Origin of the sequence: Paraburkholderia sp. Ac-20340 (genome assembly GCF_017104965.1) — a bacterium.
Taxonomy (GTDB): domain Bacteria; phylum Pseudomonadota; class Gammaproteobacteria; order Burkholderiales; family Burkholderiaceae; genus Paraburkholderia.
In genome coordinates, this window is the sequence record NZ_JAAGPR010000004.1 from 134,105 (window position 1) to 152,656 (window position 18,552).

General features: G+C 62.9%; 14 protein-coding genes. 5 read left to right on the forward strand and 9 right to left on the reverse strand.

Annotated elements, in window-relative coordinates; genetic code table 11:
* Positions 1 to 42 precede the first annotated feature (42 nt).
* The 4 genes from G3N59_RS07855 to G3N59_RS07870 all read left to right on the forward strand — a co-directional run bounded on the left by G3N59_RS07855 (position 43) and on the right by G3N59_RS07870 (position 6,972).
* The gene (locus G3N59_RS07855; protein WP_205982001.1) at positions 43 to 3,036 is read left to right on the forward strand and encodes an FAD-binding and (Fe-S)-binding domain-containing protein; all 2,994 of its coding nucleotides are present in this window, start codon (positions 43 to 45) and stop codon (positions 3,034 to 3,036) included.
* Positions 3,037 to 3,117: 81 nt separating this feature from the next.
* Positions 3,118 to 4,410, forward strand: a complete 1,293-nt coding sequence (gene gabT, locus G3N59_RS07860) for a 4-aminobutyrate--2-oxoglutarate transaminase (protein WP_205982002.1) — start codon at positions 3,118 to 3,120, stop codon at positions 4,408 to 4,410.
* A 107-nt stretch (positions 4,411 to 4,517) separates the two neighbouring features.
* Positions 4,518 to 5,456 carry a glyoxylate/hydroxypyruvate reductase A gene (locus G3N59_RS07865; RefSeq protein ID WP_205982003.1) on the forward strand — a complete coding sequence of 313 codons (939 nt, stop codon included), beginning with the start codon at positions 4,518 to 4,520 and terminating at the stop codon, positions 5,454 to 5,456.
* A gap of 352 nt (positions 5,457 to 5,808) precedes the next feature.
* Positions 5,809 to 6,972, forward strand: a complete 1,164-nt coding sequence (locus G3N59_RS07870) for a porin (protein ID WP_205982004.1) — start codon at positions 5,809 to 5,811, stop codon at positions 6,970 to 6,972.
* 72 nt (positions 6,973 to 7,044) lie between these two features.
* On the opposite strand, the gene G3N59_RS07875 is transcribed toward G3N59_RS07870, so the two are convergent.
* From G3N59_RS07875 to G3N59_RS07890, 4 genes are all read right to left on the reverse strand, one after another.
* Positions 7,045 to 7,884: an ABC transporter permease gene (locus G3N59_RS07875; RefSeq protein ID WP_199124206.1), complete on the reverse strand. Its 840-nt coding sequence runs from the start codon at positions 7,882 to 7,884 to the stop codon at positions 7,045 to 7,047.
* A 13-nt stretch (positions 7,885 to 7,897) separates the two neighbouring features.
* Positions 7,898 to 9,175, reverse strand: coding sequence for an ABC transporter permease (locus G3N59_RS07880; protein WP_205982253.1), 1,278 nt, complete (start codon positions 9,173 to 9,175; stop codon positions 7,898 to 7,900).
* Between the two features lie 114 nt (positions 9,176 to 9,289).
* The gene (locus G3N59_RS07885) at positions 9,290 to 10,315 is read right to left on the reverse strand and encodes an ABC transporter substrate-binding protein (RefSeq protein ID WP_241023287.1); all 1,026 of its coding nucleotides are present in this window, start codon (positions 10,313 to 10,315) and stop codon (positions 9,290 to 9,292) included.
* A gap of 87 nt (positions 10,316 to 10,402) precedes the next feature.
* Positions 10,403 to 11,494: an ABC transporter ATP-binding protein gene (locus G3N59_RS07890; RefSeq protein WP_205982006.1), complete on the reverse strand. Its 1,092-nt coding sequence runs from the start codon at positions 11,492 to 11,494 to the stop codon at positions 10,403 to 10,405.
* Between the two features lie 178 nt (positions 11,495 to 11,672).
* On the opposite strand from G3N59_RS07890, the gene G3N59_RS07895 reads away from it, so the two are divergent.
* Entirely contained in the window at positions 11,673 to 13,217 is a 1,545-nt protein-coding gene (locus tag G3N59_RS07895) for a PLP-dependent aminotransferase family protein (RefSeq protein WP_205982007.1), read from the forward strand.
* 42 nt (positions 13,218 to 13,259) lie between these two features.
* Here the strand turns inward: G3N59_RS07895 and G3N59_RS07900 are convergent, their stop codons facing one another.
* The 5 genes from G3N59_RS07900 to G3N59_RS07920 form a co-directional block, all read right to left on the reverse strand.
* Positions 13,260 to 14,177 (reverse strand): ABC transporter permease, encoded by a 918-nt coding sequence (locus tag G3N59_RS07900; protein ID WP_205982008.1) that lies wholly within the window; start codon positions 14,175 to 14,177, stop codon positions 13,260 to 13,262.
* Positions 14,174 to 15,151 carry an ABC transporter ATP-binding protein gene (locus tag G3N59_RS07905; protein ID WP_241023261.1) on the reverse strand — a complete coding sequence of 326 codons (978 nt, stop codon included), beginning with the start codon at positions 15,149 to 15,151 and terminating at the stop codon, positions 14,174 to 14,176. The genes G3N59_RS07900 and G3N59_RS07905 overlap by 4 nt, the downstream gene beginning before the upstream one ends.
* Before the next feature lie 64 nt (positions 15,152 to 15,215).
* Positions 15,216 to 16,283 carry an ABC transporter substrate-binding protein gene (locus G3N59_RS07910; RefSeq protein ID WP_205982009.1) on the reverse strand — a complete coding sequence of 356 codons (1,068 nt, stop codon included), beginning with the start codon at positions 16,281 to 16,283 and terminating at the stop codon, positions 15,216 to 15,218.
* A gap of 46 nt (positions 16,284 to 16,329) precedes the next feature.
* Complete coding sequence (locus G3N59_RS07915; RefSeq protein ID WP_346777859.1) at positions 16,330 to 17,229, reverse strand: TauD/TfdA family dioxygenase; 900 nt, start codon at positions 17,227 to 17,229, stop codon at positions 16,330 to 16,332.
* 393 nt (positions 17,230 to 17,622) lie between these two features.
* A complete protein-coding gene (locus G3N59_RS07920) occupies positions 17,623 to 18,282 on the reverse strand; it encodes a hypothetical protein (RefSeq protein ID WP_205982010.1) in 660 nt (219 codons plus the stop codon).
* Positions 18,283 to 18,552: the final 270 nt, after the last annotated feature.

Sequence of the window (18,552 nt, forward strand, 5' to 3'; positions counted from 1 at the left end):
TAGTGGAAAACGCCGCACTGGCCACCCATCGCATACCGCTCCATGACACGACTCAAGACCGCCGGCGCGCCGGATCTCAACCAGATGCTGATGCTGCGTCAGCAACTCGAAACGCAGACCACGGCAGAGATCCGCTTCGATCCGGCCACGCGCGCGATGTATGCGTCGGAGGCATCGAATTACCGCCAGCCGCCCATCGGCGTCGTGATTCCACGCACTATCGACGATTTCAAAACCACCGTCGAACTGTGCGCGAAACTCGGCGTGGCGATCCTGCCGCGCGGCGCGGGCACGTCGATGTGCGGTCAGGCCGTCAACGCCGCCATCTGTATCGATCATTCGAAGTATCTGCACGCGATTGAAGCCATCGATGCCACAAGCGGTCACGCCATCGTGCAACCGGGCGTGATCTGCGATCAGCTGAAAAAAGCCGCGGCCACGCACGGTCTGACCTTTGGCCCCGATCCCGCCACGCATAGCCGCTGCACGCTGGGCGGCATGATCGGCAACAACTCGTGCGGCGCGCATTCGGTGATGGCGGGCAAGACCGTCGAGAACATCGAACGGCTCGACGTGCTGACGGCAACCGGCGCGCGCTTCTGGGTCGGCCCGACCGACGACGCCGCTTACGCCGACCATCTCGCCGCAGGCGGCGAGCGCGCGCGCATCGTCAAGGGTCTGCGCGAACTGGCCGAACGCTACGCGGACGATATCCGCGCGGGCTTTCCGAAGCTCAAGCGCCGCGTCTCGGGTTACAACCTCGATCAACTGCTGCCGGAGAACGGCTTCAATATCGCGCGTGCGCTGGTCGGCAGCGAAGGCACGCTGGCCACCACGATGCGCGCGCAGGTCACGCTGGTCGAAGGACGGCCCGAGCGCGTGCTGGTCGTGCTCGGCTTCGAGACGATTTTCGATGCGGCCGATAGCGTGCCGCATCTGCTGCCGCTGGGCGCAATTGCGATGGAAGGGCTGGACCAGGGCATCGTCGGCGGCCTCAAGGCGTTGGGGCTCAAGCTCGACGACATCGCCGAACTGCCGGCGGGCGACGCCTGGCTGCTGGTCGAATTCGGCGCGAGCACGCGCGAAGCCGCCATCGCCCAGGCGCGCGCGATGGCCGAGGCCGCGCAGCAATTTCCGCAACGCCCGAGCGTGCGTTTCGTCGAAGACGCGGCCTTGATGAACCGGCTGTGGACGATACGCGAAACCGGCGCATCCGCGACTTCGCTGTCGCGCGATCCTTCAGCGCCCGACCCGGTGGTCGGCTGGGAAGACGCCGCCGTCGAGCCCGCGCTGCTCGGTGCGTATCTGCGCGAATTCACCGCGCTGGTGGCGCGCTACGGCTACAAGACCAATCTGTACGGCCATTTCGGCGATGGCTGCATTCATTCGCGCATTACCTTCGATCTGCGCTCGGCCACGGGCGTGCGCGACTGGCGCTCGTTTCTCGATGAAGCCGCGCGCCTCGTGGTCAAGTATCAGGGCTCGCTCTCCGGCGAACACGGCGACGGTCAGGCCAAGGGCGAATTCCTGCACCTGATGTACACGCCGCGCCTCATGCAGGCGTTCCGCGAATTCAAGGCGCTGTGGGACCCGCAAGGGCTGATGAACCCCGGCAAGCTGATCGACGCCATGCCGGTGGACGAAAACCTGCGTATGGGCCCGCAGTACCGCCAGGGCAACGTGAAAGGCATGTTCACGTATCCGATGGCGGCTCAAACCGATAGCAATGACGCGCCCGCCGATGTGCCCGCAGAACGCGGCTACGGACGCGAAACCGAACGCTGTATCGGCATGGGCAAGTGCCGCTCGATGGACGGCGGGACGATGTGCCCGAGCTTCAAGGCCACCCGCGAGGAGCGCAATTCCACGCGCGGCCGCGCCCGCCTCTTCTTCGAGATGCTCAACGGCGAGGTGATTGACGAAACGTCCAACGCCGAAGCCGTCAAGGAATCGATGGATCTGTGTCTGTCATGCAAGGGCTGCAAGAACGATTGCCCCACGCACGTGGATATCCCGAAGTATCGCGCGGAGTTCCTGCACCGCTATTACAAGACGCGCCGCCGTCCGTTGATGGAGGCGGCGGTGGGCCGCATCGGCGCGTGGCTGCCGGTTGCCACGCGTGTGAGCGGGCTCGTTAACGGTGCAATGCGCCAGCCGTTCGTCAGGAAGGCATCGCAGCGCTTTGGTCTCGCGCCGGGCGCCGCGTTTCCGCCTGTCGCGCGGCAGGCCTTTCGCGACACGCCAGCGGCGAAAAAGCTCATCGCGCCGTGGCCGCGCCACTTCGGCGCGCAGGACGTGGTCGTCTGGACCGACACGTTCAACAACGGCTTCTCGCCCGCCGTGCTCGACGCCGCCTTGCGCGTGGTCGAAGCCGCAGGCGGCACGCCGCGCCTCACGCCGCGTCATGTCTGCTGCGGGCGTCCGCTCTACGACGTCGGCCTGCTCGACGCGGCGAAGAAGAACCTGCTCGACATCGTCGAGATGATGCGCGCGCCGGTTGCCGCCGGCGTCCCCGTGCTGATTCTCGAACCTAGCTGCCTTTCCGTGTTCCGCGACGAAATGCTGGCCTTGATCGGCCACGATGCCGAAGCCGGTCAACTTGCGCGCGATCTGTCCGCCGCGTGCATCACCGTGGCGGAATATGCCCAGAAACGTGGGCTGAAGTTGCCTAAAGACCTGCCCGGCGCGAGCCATGGCGCAGAGCCTGTGCATGTGCACACGCACTGCCATCAGCGAGCATGCGGCGGCGCGGGCGCGGAGAAAAACCTCGGCGCGAAAGTGCTCGATACCGGTTGTTGCGGTATGGCCGGCGCATTCGGCTATCACCACAAGACCGCGGAAGTGGCGAAAGCCGTCGGCGAAAAGGAACTGGTGCCGAAGCTCGCGGCGCTCCCCGCCAACGCCATCGTGGTCGCCGACGGTTTCAGTTGCCGCACGCAGATCGGCAAGCTCACCGGCCGCACGGCGCAGCATCTCGCGCAGGCAATCGCCAATGCGAACCCGCCTGTGCGCTCCGGCCCGGACGATTCCGCGTAGCGGCCAGCCTTTGACATGACTCATTCACCTTTGCTCAACACCGTCTGAATGCGGTAACGCACCCTCAAGAGAGAACCTGACATGACCCGCGACAACCCAACCCTCATCGAACATCGCCAGCATCACGTGCCGCGCGGCGTCGTCACCGCTCATCCGCTGTTCGTCGACAAGGCGCAAGGCGCGGAACTGTGGGACGTCGAAGGCCGCCGCTTTATCGATTTCGTCGGCGGGATTGGCGTGCAGAACATCGGCCATAGCCATCCGCGCGTGATCGAAGCCGTGCAGAAGCAGATGGCGAAGGTTACGCACGCCGCCTTCCAGGTGGTGGGCTACGAGGTCTACACGCAACTGGCCGAACGCCTGAACACGCTCGTGGGCAACGGCGAACACTACAAGTCGTTCTTTTCGACCACCGGCGCGGAAGCCGTCGAGAACGCCATCAAGGTCGCGCGCGCCTGGCGCAAGGTGCCGGGCGTGATCGCCTTCCGTGGCGGCTTTCATGGCCGCACGCTGCTGGGCTCGACGCTCACCGGCATGAGCGCGCCGTACAAGCAGAATTTCGGTCCGATGGCGGGCGAGGTCTATCACACGCCCTATCCCGACGCCTACCGCAACTTCAGCGCCGCCGATGCGATCCGCTCGCTCGAAGATCTGTTCGCCACGCAGATCGCGCCGGAGCGCGTCGCCGCGATCATTCTGGAGCCGGTGCAAGGCGACGGCGGTTTCCTCCCGGCGGGCAAGGAGTTCATGCAGGCGCTGCGCGAACTGACGACGCGCCACGGCATCGTGCTGATCTGCGACGAAATCCAGGCGGGCTTCGGGCGCACCGGCGAGATGTTCGGTTTCCAGCACTTCGGTATCCAGCCCGATGTCATCACGGTTGCCAAGAGCCTTGCGGGCGGCCTGCCGATTTCGGGTATCGTCGGCCGTGCGGAGATCATGGACGCGCCGCTGCCCGGCGGCCTGGGCGGCACGTATGGCGGCAACCCGCTGGGCTGCGCGGCGGCGCTTGCGGTGCTCGACGTGTTCGAAGAAGAACAGCTGCTGGCGAAGGGCCGCGCGCTCGGCGCGAAGATGCACGCGGGTCTTGAACAGATCGCGCGCGATCACGCCGCGATCGGCACGGTGCGCGGCCTCGGCCCGATGGCGGCGCTCGAATTCGTGCGCGGCGGCGATCCGTTCCAGCCCGACGCCGATTTCGCCCAGGCCGTCATCGATCAATGCCGTGAAGACGGCCTGCTCGTGATTAAATGCGGCGTGCACCGCAACACGGTGCGTCTGCTGGCGCCGTTGACCGTGAGCGACGCAATCCTCGACGAAGCACTGACGATCCTGCGCAACGCGGTAACGAAGGTATCGGCCAAGGCGCGCTAAAGTCCGCCAAGGCCCGCTTAGGCCCGCTAAGGCCACGCCTGGGTTCGGGAGCGCGTTCGAGAACGGCTTCGCGACCGGACCCAGGCGCATTTCATATGGACCTATCCATGCTAATGGTCGTCAAATCGGGCGGACCGGAAGCGCTGCCGCAATGGCGGTCGCTCTACCGCGAACTGTTGCCCGAACTGGAAATCGTCGGTTGGGACGATCCGGCGCTCGATCCCGCGAAAGTCGAATACGCCATGGTCTGGGAACCGACGCCCGGACGCCTCGCCCAGTTTCCCGCCCTGCGCGCGATCCTGAGCAGCGCCGCGGGCGTGGACCACATTACCCGCGATCCTTCGGTGCCCGCGCATTTGCCGATCGTGCGGATGGTGACGCCCGAAACCGGCGAGCGCATGGCGGACTTCGTCACCGCCTGCGCCTATGCCATCGTGCGCGACTTTCCGCTGTTGCGCGAAGCGCAAATGGCGCGGCGCTGGGACGAAGGCCTCGTTGGCCGGCGCGCGAGCGAAACCACCGTGGCGATTCTCGGCCTGGGCAATCTGGGCGTGGCGTGCGCCCAGCGGCTCGCGGTCAATGGCTTTCGCGTCAAAGGCTGGGCGCGCACGCCCAAGCAGATCGCGCAGTGCGAGAGCTTTGCCGGCGACGACGGGCTGCACGCCTGCGTTGCGGGCGCGGATATCGTCGTCAATCTGCTTCCCGATACGCCCGCCACGCGCGGTTTGATCGACAGCGGTTTTCTGGCTGCGCTGCCGCGCGGTGCGTCGCTGATCAACGTGGGACGCGCACCGCAAGTCGATCTTCAGGCCGTAGTGGCGAGCCTCGATGCCGGGCATCTGCACAGCGCGTTTCTCGACGTATTCGATACCGAACCGCTCGCGCCGAATGATCCGCTGTGGCAACACCCCAGACTGTGGGTGAGTTCGCATATTGCTTCTGCGGTGTCGCGCGAAAGCAAAGCCAGGCAGGTCGTCAAAACGATTCTCGCCGACCGCGCGGGACAGGCGCTGGAACACGTTTATACCGCCGATTTCGGTTATTGAGCGCCTGAGTCGCACCTCGAATCACCTCAATCCCCAGCGGGCAACTGCTGGGGATTTTTATTTATTCGCATTCCCAACTTTTGTACATCGCGGATAAACGGTGGTGCGCCCCGCCCTCTTATGGCGAAAACGGCAGCATATGCCGAATCGCAGCCTGAAAGCACAGTAATCGCGTGTCTGGCGATTTTATACAGAACGAATCCGCAGTTTTAGCGTGCTCCAATTGAGCCTCTGAATCGAATCGCCCTCACGAGGCGATGGCAGTCTGCGATGACGTTGCTTGCCTCGAATGACTGACCAATAAATCTGGACTACGAATTTCCAACCACACTCTACAGCCTGGAGTACGCAAATGAAGAAGACCGCCCGAAACACGTTAGGCGCCGGTGTATCCGTCGCACTTTTTGCAGGTGCCAGCCTCGCTCACGCGCAGAACAGCGTGACACTCTATGGCGTTGCCGACACCGGTATTGCGTACGTCAACCACGCAAGCGGCAGCAAGAATGCCGTGACGATGTCCAGCGGCAACCTGAGCGGCAGCCGTTGGGGCCTCAAAGGTTCGGAGGATCTGGGCGGCGGTCTGAAATCCGTGTTCCAGCTGGAAAGCGGTTTCAATATCAATACCGGCGCAGCGGGCCAGGGTTCGCGCCTGTTTGGCCGCCGCGCCTTTGTGGGTTTGAGCAGCGCGGACTGGGGCACGCTCACGGCGGGCCGTCAGTATGAAGCGTCGGTCGACATGATTCAGGCCATCACCGGCGACAACTACTTCAGCACGATGTTTACGACGCCGGGCGATATCGACAACAACGATAACGACATGCGCGTCAACAATTCGATCAAGTACCTCAGCCCGAACTGGAAGGGTCTGCAGGTCGAAGTCGTCTACGGTTTCAGCGGTCTCGCGGGTCAGACCGGCCAGGGCTACACCTACTCGGGCGGCGTGTCGTATGCAAACGGCCCGCTCAATCTGGCGGCCATGTATATGCGCCTGACCAACGAACCGTCGTCGGGCGTCAAGCGATCGACGTGGGCCAGTAGCGCGGATTCGCTATTCGTCAGCCCGATCAACCAGGGTTACCAGAGCGCGAAGTCGATGGGCGTGGCAGAAGCGGCCGCGCAATACGCACTGGGTTCGCTGCTGATCGGCGCGTCGTATAGCAACGTGCAATATCAGAGCGATGCGGCTTCGAGTTTTTCGGGCGAGCAGCACTACAACGTCGGCAAGACGTTTCTCGCGTATCGCTTTACGCCGGCGTTTCTTGGCGGGATTGGCTATGAGTTCGTGAAGGCTTCGGGCGATACGTCCGCGACGTATAACGAAATCAGTATCGGCGCGGACTATAACCTGTCGAAGCTCACCGATGTCTATGCGCTCGCCGGTTATCAGCATGCCAGCGGCACGCAGCGCAAGGCCGACGGCACGCTACAGGCTGCGGTCGCCTCGATCGGATCGTATGGACGCAGCGGCACGAGCAGCCAGTCGATGGCGATTGTCGGCATTCGTCACAAGTTCTGATGTGATTGTAGATCGATGCCTGCCTGTACATTTTCAGGCAGGCATCGATTTCACCGCTTGCTCAACGGGCTTTTATGCCTTGACGGCACGCGCGGCGTTGCGGCCGCGCAGCCATTCGAGCGCAAGCAGCAGGCAGGTGGAAAACACAATCAGGATGGTCGCCAGCGCGGCAATGGTCGGGCTGATGTTTTCGCGGATACCGGTGAACATCTGGCGCGGCAGCGTCGTTTGATCGGCGCCGGCGAGGAACAGCGTGACCACCACTTCGTCGAACGAGGTTGCGAAGGCGAACAGCGCGCCGGAAATCACGCCCGGCGCGATCACGGGCAGCGTGATGCGAAAGAACGTCGTGACCGGATTCGCGCCCAGCGACAGGCTCGCGCGCACGAGATTGTGATTGAAGCCCGCGAGCGTGGCGGACACCGTCGTCACCACGAACGGCACACCCAGCGAAGCATGCGCGAGAATCAGGCCGATATACGTGTTGGCCAGTCCGAGCGGCGCGAAGAACAGATACATGCCCACGCCCACCACCACCACGGGCACGATCATCGGCGAAATGAGGATCGCCATCAGCAGCGACTTGCCGCGGAAGTCGGCCTTGTTCAGCCCGATGGCCGCCAGCGTGCCGAGCACGGTTGCCACCACCGTCGCCAGCGGCCCGACGATAAAGCTGTTCTTCGCCGCCATGCGCCATTCGTCGGACATGACGAGATTTTCGTACCAGCGCAGCGACCAGCCCGGAATCGGATAAACGAGGAACGTGCTCGACGAAAACGACAGCGGCACGATCGCCAGCACGGGCAGGATCAGATACAGCAGCGTGAGCACGGCGAGGCCGCGCAGCGTGAAATACCAGATGCGTTCGATGCCCGAGGTATGCGGCGCAAAAAGCGGTTTCGCGAATTTCATGTCGTTGCCCCCGTTAGCCGAGGCTCAGGTTCGTGCGCGTGAAGCGCACGTAGACGAAATACAGCACGGTCGTGGCCGCAAGCAGCAGCGCGCCGAGCGAGCACGCCATGCCCCAGTTGATCGACACGTTCGTGAAGTAGGCCACGTAATAGCTCACCATCTGGTCGGCCGGACCGCCGAGCAGCGCAGGCGTGATGTAGTAACCGATCGAAAGGATGAACACCAGCAGCACGCCCGCGCCGATGCCCGGATAGGTCTGCGGCACATACACGCGCCAGAAGGCCGCGAACGGATGGCTGCCGAGCGATACCGCGGCGCGCTGGTACGTCGGCGGAATCGACTTCATCACGCTGTAGAGCGGCAGCACCATGAAGGGCAGCAGAATGTGCGTCATCGAGATATAGACGCCCACGCGGTTGAACAGCAGCGCGAGCGGCGCGGAGATGATGCCGGTGCCGAGCAGCGCCTTGTTCACGAGGCCCTCGCTTTGCAGGATCACGATCCACGCGGCCACGCGCACGAGAATCGACGTCCAGAACGGAATCAGCACGAGGATCATCACGAGATTCGCGCGGCGCTCGGACAGCGTGGAGATCCAGTAAGCGAGCGGATAGCCGAGCGCAAGCGCGAACAGAGTGACGAACACGCTGATCACGAAGGTGCGGCCGAATACGGAAAGGTAGATCTGCTGCTCGGGGTCGGCGGGCACGATGCTGCCGAACGCGTCCTGCTTGTGGTCGAGCGAGGCGAGCAGATAGAACGGCGAATAACGGCCGCTATTCTTCGCGATGGCCTGCCAGTACGTCACGTCGTTCCAGCGGTCGTCGAGTTCGACGATCTTGGCGTGCGTCTGCGCGGGCGTGAGCGTGAGCGGTTTGCCGTCGTCGTCGGCGAGCGGCATGGCGCGGGCGGTCTTCGCCACCAGCGAACGATAGCCGGCGATTTCCACGTTCAGGCGGCGGGCCAGCGCGCCCATGGCGTCGCCGTCCTGCACAGCCTGCAAATCCTGCGCGAGCGCGACGTAAGCCGCATCGGGCGGCGTGCTCTTGCGGTCCCAGCCGTGCAGCGCCGCAACCGTGTGCGGCAGCGCGGTGGCCACTTCGGGATTCTGCACGGCGCGGGTGAGCAGCGCCGCAATCGGCACGACGAAAATCAGCAACAGAAAAATCGCCAGCGGCGCGACCAGCAGCAGCGCCATCGTGCGCTTCTTCGCCTGCGCGAGGCGCAGTTCGCGCTTGAGGCGCGCGCTCGATTCGCCGGCGTCATCGGCTACGTGGGTTGCGCTTGTCATCGTTGTCACATCAGGTCTCCTGCACTGCCGCCGTCGTGCGGCACGCGCCGCACAACGGGTACGTCAACGGTTCACGCGCCGATCATGCTTTGATCGACGCGTTGATCCCCACGCTTACTTCGCTGCCCACGAAGCGAAACGCTGCTCCAGTTCGTCGCCGTGGTCGGTCCAGAACGTGAGGTTCTGCTGCACCGCGTTCTTGCCGTTGGCGGGCGAATTCGGCAGATTGGCCAGCGTCTTCGCGTCGAGCGCCTTGATCGCGTTTTCGTTCACCGGACCGTAGGCGATGTGCTTCGCGTATTCCTGCTGCGGCTTCGGCGAGAGCGTGTAGGCAATGTACTTGAGCGCCGCGTCCTTGTTCGGCGTGCCCTTCGGAATTGCCCAGTAGTCCAGATCGTAGATGCTGCCGTTCCACACGACCTTGAGGTTCTTGCCTTCGCGCTGCGCGGCGTCGATACGGCCATTGAACGCCGTGGACATCACCACGTCGCCGGCGACGAGGAACTGCGGCGGCTGCGCGCCCGCTTCCCACCACTGGATATTCGGCTTGAGTTCGTCGAGCTTCTTGAACGCGCGGTCCTGGCCCGCCTTCGTCGAGAGCACCTTGTAGACGTCCTGCGGCGCCACGCCGTCGGCCATCAGCGCGAATTCGAGGTTGTACTGCGCGCCCTTGCGCATGCCGCGCTTGCCCGGGAATTTCTTGGTGTCCCAGAAGTCGGCCCAGCTCGCGGGCGCGGTCTTGAGTTTGTCGGCGTTATAGGCCAGCGCCGTGGACCACACGAAGAAGCCCGCGCCGCACGGCTGCTGCGCCGCCTTCATGAAGTCGCTCTTGTTGCCGAGCTTCGACCAGTCGAGCTTCTCGTACAGGCCTTCGTCGCAGCCGCGCGCGATATCGCCGGTTTCGACTTCGACCACGTCCCAGTTGACGTGCTTCGCTTCGACCATCGCCTTGACCTTGGCCTGCTCGCCGTTGTATTCGACGGTGGCGATCTTCGTGCCCGACTGCGCCTGGTACGGCTCGTTGAAGGCCGCCTTCTGCGCGTTGCCATTCGCGCCGCCAAAGTTCACGACCGTGAGTTCCGCCGCGTGCGCCGCGCCGAACGAGAGTGCGAGCGTGGCCGCGACCGCCGCAACGCGCATGTTGCCGATCTTCTTCATGGTGAGTCCCTTCTCCTTGGTGGTTTGTCTTGCCGGGCCTTCAGCACGCATGGCGCGGCCCGGTCGTCTTCACGCGAACACGCGCAGATGTTCGGGCGCAAACTCGAGCGCGACCGGCTGGCCGGGCGCGAAACCGGCGAGCGCCTCGGTGCCGAGCGGCACCTTCACGAAGCACTCGTCCTGCTGGGGCAGACCGCAGCGCATGCGCACGTGGTCGCCGTAATAGATCAGACTGCGCGCCTCGCCCGCAATCGCGTTGGCGCCGTTCACCGCGCCCTGGGCGGCGAGCTTCATGCGCTCGGGGCGGATACACGCGATGGCGTCGGCGCCCGCCTGGGCGCCCGCGACGTTGCGGCCTTTGAGGCGCGTGCCGTCGGCCAGATGGATTTCGCAGAACTCGCCTTCGACCGCGGCGATCTTGCCGCGCAGGCGATTACTGTCGCCGATAAAGTTCGCGACGAACTCATTGCACGGCGATTCATACAGACGGTCCACGCTGTCGAGCTGCTGCACGATGCCCTTGTCGAACACCGCCACGCGGTCCGACATCGTCAGCGCTTCGCCCTGATCGTGCGTGACGTAGACGAACGTAACGCCCAGCTTCTCGTGCAGCGATTTCAGTTCGTACTGCATATGTTCGCGCAGCTGTTTATCGAGCGCGCCCAGCGGTTCGTCCATCAGCACGAGTTTGGGCTGGAACACCAGCGCGCGCGCCAGCGCGATACGTTGCTGCTGGCCGCCCGAAAGCTGCGCCGGATAGCGCTTCGCGAAGCTTTCCATGCGCACCATCTTGAGCGCATCGTTGACGCGCGCGGCGCGCTCGCCGGCCGGCACCTTGCGCACGCCCAGCGGATAGCCCACGTTCTGCTCGACCGTCATATGCGGGAACAGCGCGTAGTTCTGGAACACCATGCCGATATCGCGCTTGTGCGGCGGCACGTTGTTGAGCAGCTTGCCTTCGAGGCGGATCTCGCCGCCGGTGGGGAATTCGAAACCCGCCAGCATCATCAGACAAGTGGTCTTACCCGAGCCGGACGGTCCGAGCAGCGTCAGGAACTCGCCCTGATAGATGTCCAGATCGAGTTGCTTCACCACCAGGGTTTCGCCGTCGTAAGTCTTGCGCACACCGCGAAAGCTGACGATCACGTCCGATTGCTTCATCGCCCAGTCTCCTGTCCTTGTTCCCGTATTGCCGCGCGCTGTCGATCCGGCGCGATTAAATAAATGCTGTCGCAGGTGTGAAGCGAACCTGACGTGCGGATTACTATAGTCGGTTCCGGTTCCATTCAATGGAGCCATTTCATTATTCTTGATAGAACCACTTTGGCGGGGCGACGCGATGGTAATTTTGTCCGACTGGCTGGCCGCGCAGCTCGATAAAAGCGGCTTGGAGCCGGTCTATCGCCAGTTGCTGCGCCTGATGCAGCAAGCCATTCTGACCGGCAAACTGGCGCCCGGCACCAAGCTGCCCAGTTCGCGCACGCTCGCGGGCGATCTGGGTATCGCGCGCAATACGGTCGTGCACGTCTACGACCAGTTGAGCGCCGAAGGCTATGTGCTTTCGACCACCGGCAGCGGCACCTATGTAGCCGACACGCGGCCCGACACGGCCGCCGTCGGCCCGCGCCCCGTGGCGCGCGCGGAGGACGACGGCGAAGGGTCCGCCGGATCGGGCGACGAACCCGCCGCTCAGGAAGCCAAAGCCGCCTGCCCGCGCGGCGACATGTCCGTGCGCGGCCAGCGTCTGATCGACCAGGCGGGCGTATCGGCGAAGCAATGGGGCGCCTTCATGCCCGGCGTGCCGGATGTCGCCGAGTTTCCCGCGCGCACCTGGAGCCGCCTGCAATCGCGCCTGTGGAAGTCCGTGAGCCACGACCTGCTCACCTACGCGCCGGGCGGCGGCTATCGTCCGCTGCGGCGCGCCTTGTCGGACTATCTGCGGGTGGCGCGCTCGGTGCGCTGCTCGCCCGACCAGATCATCATCACGACCGGCATTCATCAGTCGATCGACCTGGCCGTGCGCCTGCTCGCCGATCACGGCGACCGCGCGTGGGTGGAAGAACCGTGCTATTGGGGCGCGCGCAGCGTGTTGCAGGCTTCGGGCATCGAACTCTCGCTGATACCGGTGGACGCCGAAGGCCTCAATCCTGGCGACGCCGATCTGCGCCATCCGCCGCGTATGGCGCTTGTCACGCCTTCGCACCAGTATCCGCTCGGGATGGTGATGAGTCTGGCGCGGCGGCGCACCTTGCTCGAATACGCGCGCCAGCACAAGGTCTGGATCATCGAGGACGATTACGACAGCGAATTCCGCTACGGCAGCCGCCCGCTCGCCTCGCTGCAAGGGCTCGACGAATCGGATCGCGTGATCTATGTGGGGAGCCTGGGCAAGATGCTGTTTCCGGGCTTGCGGATCGGCTATATGGTGGTGCCGGAGCGGCTGGCCGCCACCTTCCGCACCGCCGTGGCGGAGTTGTATCGCGAAGGTCAGTTGATGCAGCAGGCCGTGCTCGCCGAGTTCATCATGGACGGCTATCTGACCTCGCACGTGCGCCGCATGCGCACGCTGTATGGCGAGCGGCGCCAATTGCTGATCGACGCGGTCACGCGGCATTTCGGCGATGCGTTGCCGGTGATGGGCGACGAAGCCGGGCTGCATTTCGTGCTCGGCCTGCCCGAACATTGCGACGACCGCCAGATCACGGCCGCCGCCTATGACGCCGGTGTGATCGTGCGGCCACTCGCTTCGTACTACCTGGGAAAGCAGCAGCGCAAAGGTCTGCTGACCGGCTATGCGTGCGTGCCGCACGAAAATATCGAGCCGGCTTTTTCTACGCTTGCGCGGGTGATCGAAGCGCACGCTTTTGGCCAGCGTGCGGCTTAGCGAGCCACAAGAGGAGCGGCATCGAGCGCATCGGCAATGGGTTTACTGCTGCACGCCCCAACGCTTCACGGTCAACCGTTCGAGCGTATCGAACACCAGATGCTCCACCAGCAACCCGATGATGATCACCGCCGCGAGCCCCGCAAAAACGCGGTCGGTGTAAAGCTCGTTGCGATTCTGGAAGATGTACCAGCCGAGGCCGCCCTGCCCCGCGCTCGCGCCGAACACCAGTTCCGCGGCGATCAGCGTGCGCCATGCAAAAGCCCAGCCCACCCGCAGCCCCGCGATGATCGACGGCAGCGCCGCCGGCACCAGAATAAGCGCGACGTGACGCAGGCCCGTGAGACCATAGTTGCGCCCCGCCATTCTGAGCGTAGCCGGCACACCGAGAAAACCCGTGTACATGTTCAGCGCAAGCGGCCACAGCACCGCATGCACGAGCACGAACAGCAGACTGCCGGTGCCCAGCCCGAACCACAGCAAGGCGATCGGCAGCAGTGCAATCGACGGCAAAGGGTTGAACATCGCGGTCAGCATGGAAAGCAGATCGCGGCCAATGCGTGTGGACACGGCGAGTGCCGTCAACGCGAACGCCAGCACCACGCCAATCGCATAACCGCGCAGCAGCACGGACAGCGAAATCGCCGTCTTTTCGAGCAGTTCGCCGCTCAGAATGCCTTGTACGAAGGCCTCGAATGTGGCGCCGAAGGTGGGCACCAGTAAATCGTTGTTCACGAAGCGCGCCGTGATCTCCCACGCGGCAATCAACAGCAGCGCGATCAAGCTGCGGCGCAGCCAGCTTGCATCGGCGAGTCTGCGTGCAAGCGGCAGCGTGATGGAATCGCCGCCTGGCGGCACCGGTTGCAGGGCGATTTCGTATTCGGCGCGCACCGGTGGCAAGCCATGACGTTTCGCGCTACTAATCGACGAAATAGCCGATGAATCAACAGGCGTACTCATGCGTGTGCCTCCACGTCCGTGCCGGTCTCGAACAGCAGATGATGAATGCGGGCGACGCTTGCGCGAAAGGCGTCGTCGTCGGTGCTGGCGTGCGACCAGGCGTGGCTGTTGAGTTCCGCGCGCACGCGGCCCGGATGCGGCGAAAGCAAGAGAATGCGATTGCCCACCACCAGCGCTTCCTCGATCGAATGCGTGACGAACAGCAGCGTGAAACGCTCGCCTTCCCACAGGCGCAGCAGTTCCTCCTGCATCTTGCGGCGCGTCAGTGCGTCGAGTGCCGCGAACGGTTCGTCCATCAGCAGCACGCGCGGCTGCATGGCAAGCGCGCGCGCAATCGCCACGCGCTGCTTCATGCCGCCCGAAAGCGTGTGCGGATAGGCATCGGCGAAAGCGGCCAGACCCACTTTATCGAGGTAATGCAAGGCGCGCGCTTTCGCTTCGCTGCGCGAGAGCTTGCGCGCAACCCGCAGCGGAAACGCAATGTTCTCCACCACGGTTTTCCACGGCGGCAACTGGTCGAATTCCTGAAACACCACGACGCGATCGGGACCGGGGCCGCGCACGGTCTGACCGTCGAGCGTGATGGTGCCGGCCACCGGCTCGATAAAGCCGCCAATCGCCTTGAGCAAAGTGGATTTGCCGCAACCGGAAGGCCCGAGCAGCACGAAGCGGTCGCCGCCATAGACGTCGAAACTCACTTCATGCGTCGCCCGAACGATACGCTCGCGATTGCGGTATTCGAGGCTGACTCCGTCGATGGCGAGCAGACGTTCGCCCGGCGCCGCTTCTGCATCTGCGTCGTCTTTCAGCGGCGCACTCGCCTGACGTTCGAGGCTTGCGGATTGCCCGCCCGTCCCCAGGGCACGGCGCGCCAGCGGCGCGTAGGCTAAAGATTGGGTCGTATTGGCATTCACGATTGGAAATCCAGCAGAGAAAACGTCAACATACGGGCAGCCGCCGTGCATCCCAACCAATGAATCGCCATATTCATTACACGGCGGCGTATAAACAGCGATTACGCCGCTCCAGCAGGCAGATTCAGCTACCGCCCGCCGTCGCCGGATCATCGAAGAAATAATCGCGCCACGATTTGGGCTCGTTGCGAATCGCGCCCGTGCGATACATCGATTGTGCGAGACCCAGCGTATTCTGCGGCGCCGTCTTGAACTGCACCTGCGGGTCGCGCAGGATCTTCAGCAGCAGATTGCGGTCGATCTTCGAATCGTTCACGCGGATATAAATATCGGCCGCTTTCGCGGGATCGGTGGAAATCAGTTGCGCCGCGTCGGCGAGCGCGGCAACGAAAGCGTGGTACGTCTTGGGATTGTCGTTGCGGAACTTCTCCGTCGTGTAGAGCACGGTCGCCGAACTCGGGCCGCCCAGCACATCATAGGAATTCAGCACGATATGCGCTTTCGGATTGGCAGCCAGTTCCTGCTGCTGGAACGGCGGATTGCCGAAGTGCGCCGTAATCACGCTGCTATTGGCGATCAGCGCGGCGGCAGCATCGGGATGCGGAATGGCCTGCGTGAATTTGTCGAGGCGGTCGAACTGCTTGTCGCCCCATTGCTTCGCCGATGCATATTGCAGCACGCGCGACTGCACGGAAACGCCCACGGCCGGCACCGCAATGCGATCCTTCGCCGTGAAATCGGCAATTGATTTCACATTTGGATCGGTGCTCACGAGGTAATACGGCAGGTTGCCGAGCGAAGCGACGCCCTTGACGTTCTGGCGCCCGTGCGTGCGGTCCCAGACGGTCAGTAGCGGCCCGACGCCCGCGCCCGCAATATCCACCGCGCCCGAAAGCAGCGCATCGTTGACCGCCGCGCCGCCCGAGAGCCGCACCCAGTCCACCTTGATATCGAGCCCGGCCTTGCGGCCTTCCTGCTCGATAAAATGCTGATCGCGCGCGACATTGAGCATCAGATAAACCACGCCGAACTGCTCGGCGACACGGATCGTGCCTTCGGCCTGCGCCGGTTGCGTGGTGGCCAGCGTGGTCACGGCCAGCACAGCGCAAAGAGAAAGCGCAGCGGCGCGGCGCAGTGGCTGGATGGCGCGGGCGAGCGCGCTACGAAGCGCGGGCGGAAACGAAAGCTGCATGGATGAACCCCGTCTTTGTTGCGTAGTTGTCGTATCGGAAGTGCGCTCAGAACGGCGCATCACCTTCGATCGTCGTGCGATAGAGTTTGCGGCGCAGATGGTCGGGCGTGCCTGCCGCCAGATGCATCAGCGAGCGGTTGTCCCAGAACACCATGTCGTGCTCGCGCCAGACGTGCCGATAAAGAAAGTCCTCGCGCACGCTATGCGCAAACAGTTCCTCCAGCAGTGCGCGGCTTTCGTCCTCGGGCAAACCGACGATACGCGTGGTGAAATGCTCACTGACGAACAGCGCTTTGCGCCCCGTTTCGGGGTGCGTACGCACCACCGGATGCTCGACCGGCTTGACCTGCGCAATCTGCGCGGCGGAAAGGTTCGGCCGCCACGGGCTGCGCGCCTGCAGCTCGGCATAGCGCGCGAGATAGGTGTGTTCGGCGCTGCGGCCTTCGACGGCGCGGCGCAGATGATCGGGCAGCGTGTCCCACGCGAGATGCATGTTAGCGAACAGCGTATCGCCGCCTTCCGCCGGGAGTTCCTGCGCATGCAGCATCGAACCGAGGCTCGGCTTTTCCTTGTACGAGAGGTCCGAGTGCCAGAAGTGCCCCGCATCGCCCAGTCCCACGGGTTTGCCGTTCTCGACGATGTTCGAGACGATCAGCACTTCGGGATGACCGGGCAGCGCGAACTGATGCAGCACGTGAATCTGCAGCGGGCCAAAGCGCCGCGAAAAGGCGATCTGCTGCTCGGGCGTGATGCGCTGGTCGCGAAAGACCAGCACGTGATGATCGAGGTGAGCGCGATGCAGGCGCGCGAAATCCGCTACGCCCAGCGGCTGCGTGAGATCGAGGCCGATGACTTCCGCACCGAGCGGCGCGTCGAGCGCGCGAATGTCGAAGTGCTGCTGCGCGTCCTGAGCGCGAGGTTCAGCCAGAGAAACGGAGGTAGTCACGCTGATTGCCTTGAGAGTGCCAAAGCACTCAATCTACGTGCGCGCGCCGTGGCTGACAACGAAGCAAATCCGATACGTTTATCCAATAGCGTGATAAAGACGCTGCTAATGCAGACGGCGCATGGGAACGGTTTTTTACTGCGGATGTAAGAAGGCCCTGCATTTGCAGCCCGTAGAAGCGAAATAGTACGTCACGTCCTTCCAGTATCTGCACGCTTGATCGTTGTCACCGGAAAGTCGCCATGACTACCAAGGCTAATGCGTGCACTAGCCTTGAATTGAGATTCATATATTTAGTCCAACCAGAGAGTGGTGGACGACCTCGCCGCTCTACCACGGGTAAGCGCACCGGAGACGTGACAAACGTATCGCGTGCGACGTGCGAAAGCTGTCTCATTGCTCGCCCCCCTTGCTTTTCCCATATGCCGCGTTCGCGCGCGCCGCTGCTTCTTCGCGTTTCTGTTTGCGCATTGCGGGTGTGAGATAGGGATAAGCCCGCCTAATATTTACCGTCCATAGGCTAGGCTTTGTCCCGGATGATTCCTCTGATGTGCCGTCGCCGTAGGATAATTCAACATCAACCGGAAACTGGCTAGTTGTTCTCATATTCGCACGGTAGAGATAGAGGTGCAGCTTCGGCATCGGTGAGATGCCCGGACCCATATCGTTGTAGTTGTGAATTTCACCATCTGCATCAATCCAATAGTCTGCCAAGTCGAGTTGTTCCTTGAGCATCGACGGCGTTATGTCCCGCACCACTACATAGAAATTCAGCTCGAAACTAGACGGAACAATTGCAACGCGAGAACGATCATCGGAGTAGTTAAGCGGATCGTCCATCGTAATAATCTTTATGTCTGACTCTGGAGTTAATTTATTTCTGAACGTGTACGCGCTCCCGAATTCGGAGAACGGTGACTTCTCTACCGATTGGATGCTTCCGAAATCTGAACTTTCAAGATTCAGTGGTGCATTATCACGAACCAGCAGCATCGCATTACGAAGCACAGTCATAATTGCATTAATCTTGCCTTCCGAATTCTGGTTAGCCATTTCCACTGACTCCAATCTGCTTGAGTGCTTTTCCATATTCGTTTGCGCACACACCTGGATTGAGAAAAAAAGCACGATCTGGATTTTTCCAATATTGCAAAACAACGTCCTCAGTCGCATATGCATCTTCCTCGTGATAGTGTGTTCGATAGCCGGGCTCACCACGTTCCCCCATAACTAGTGCTTGCTCAGGAGTAACACCACGTAATGTGCAAATCTCAGACTGAACTTTTCCGCATCGGCAAAGACCTGCGCGTAAGGGGCGTAATC

Excerpts from the sequence above, each read along its gene's own strand:
- G3N59_RS07875 (WP_199124206.1), bottom strand. The coding sequence starts at position 7,884 with ATGAAATTCGCGAAACCGCTTTTTGCGCCGCATACCTCGGGCATCGAA.
- G3N59_RS07910 (WP_205982009.1), bottom strand. The coding sequence starts at position 16,283 with ATGCAGCTTTCGTTTCCGCCCGCGCTTCGTAGCGCGCTCGCCCGCGCC.
- gabT (WP_205982002.1), top strand. The coding sequence starts at position 3,118 with ATGACCCGCGACAACCCAACCCTCATCGAACATCGCCAGCATCACGTG.
- G3N59_RS07890 (WP_205982006.1), bottom strand. The coding sequence starts at position 11,494 with ATGAAGCAATCGGACGTGATCGTCAGCTTTCGCGGTGTGCGCAAGACT.
- G3N59_RS07870 (WP_205982004.1), top strand. The coding sequence starts at position 5,809 with ATGAAGAAGACCGCCCGAAACACGTTAGGCGCCGGTGTATCCGTCGCA.
- G3N59_RS07895 (WP_205982007.1), top strand. The coding sequence starts at position 11,673 with ATGGTAATTTTGTCCGACTGGCTGGCCGCGCAGCTCGATAAAAGCGGC.
- G3N59_RS07865 (WP_205982003.1), top strand. The coding sequence starts at position 4,518 with ATGCTAATGGTCGTCAAATCGGGCGGACCGGAAGCGCTGCCGCAATGG.
- G3N59_RS07880 (WP_205982253.1), bottom strand. The coding sequence starts at position 9,175 with ATGACAAGCGCAACCCACGTAGCCGATGACGCCGGCGAATCGAGCGCG.
- G3N59_RS07900 (WP_205982008.1), bottom strand. The coding sequence starts at position 14,177 with ATGAGTACGCCTGTTGATTCATCGGCTATTTCGTCGATTAGTAGCGCG.
- G3N59_RS07920 (WP_205982010.1), bottom strand. The coding sequence starts at position 18,282 with ATGGCTAACCAGAATTCGGAAGGCAAGATTAATGCAATTATGACTGTG.
- G3N59_RS07885 (WP_241023287.1), bottom strand. The coding sequence starts at position 10,315 with ATGCGCGTTGCGGCGGTCGCGGCCACGCTCGCACTCTCGTTCGGCGCG.
- G3N59_RS07855 (WP_205982001.1), top strand. The coding sequence starts at position 43 with ATGACACGACTCAAGACCGCCGGCGCGCCGGATCTCAACCAGATGCTG.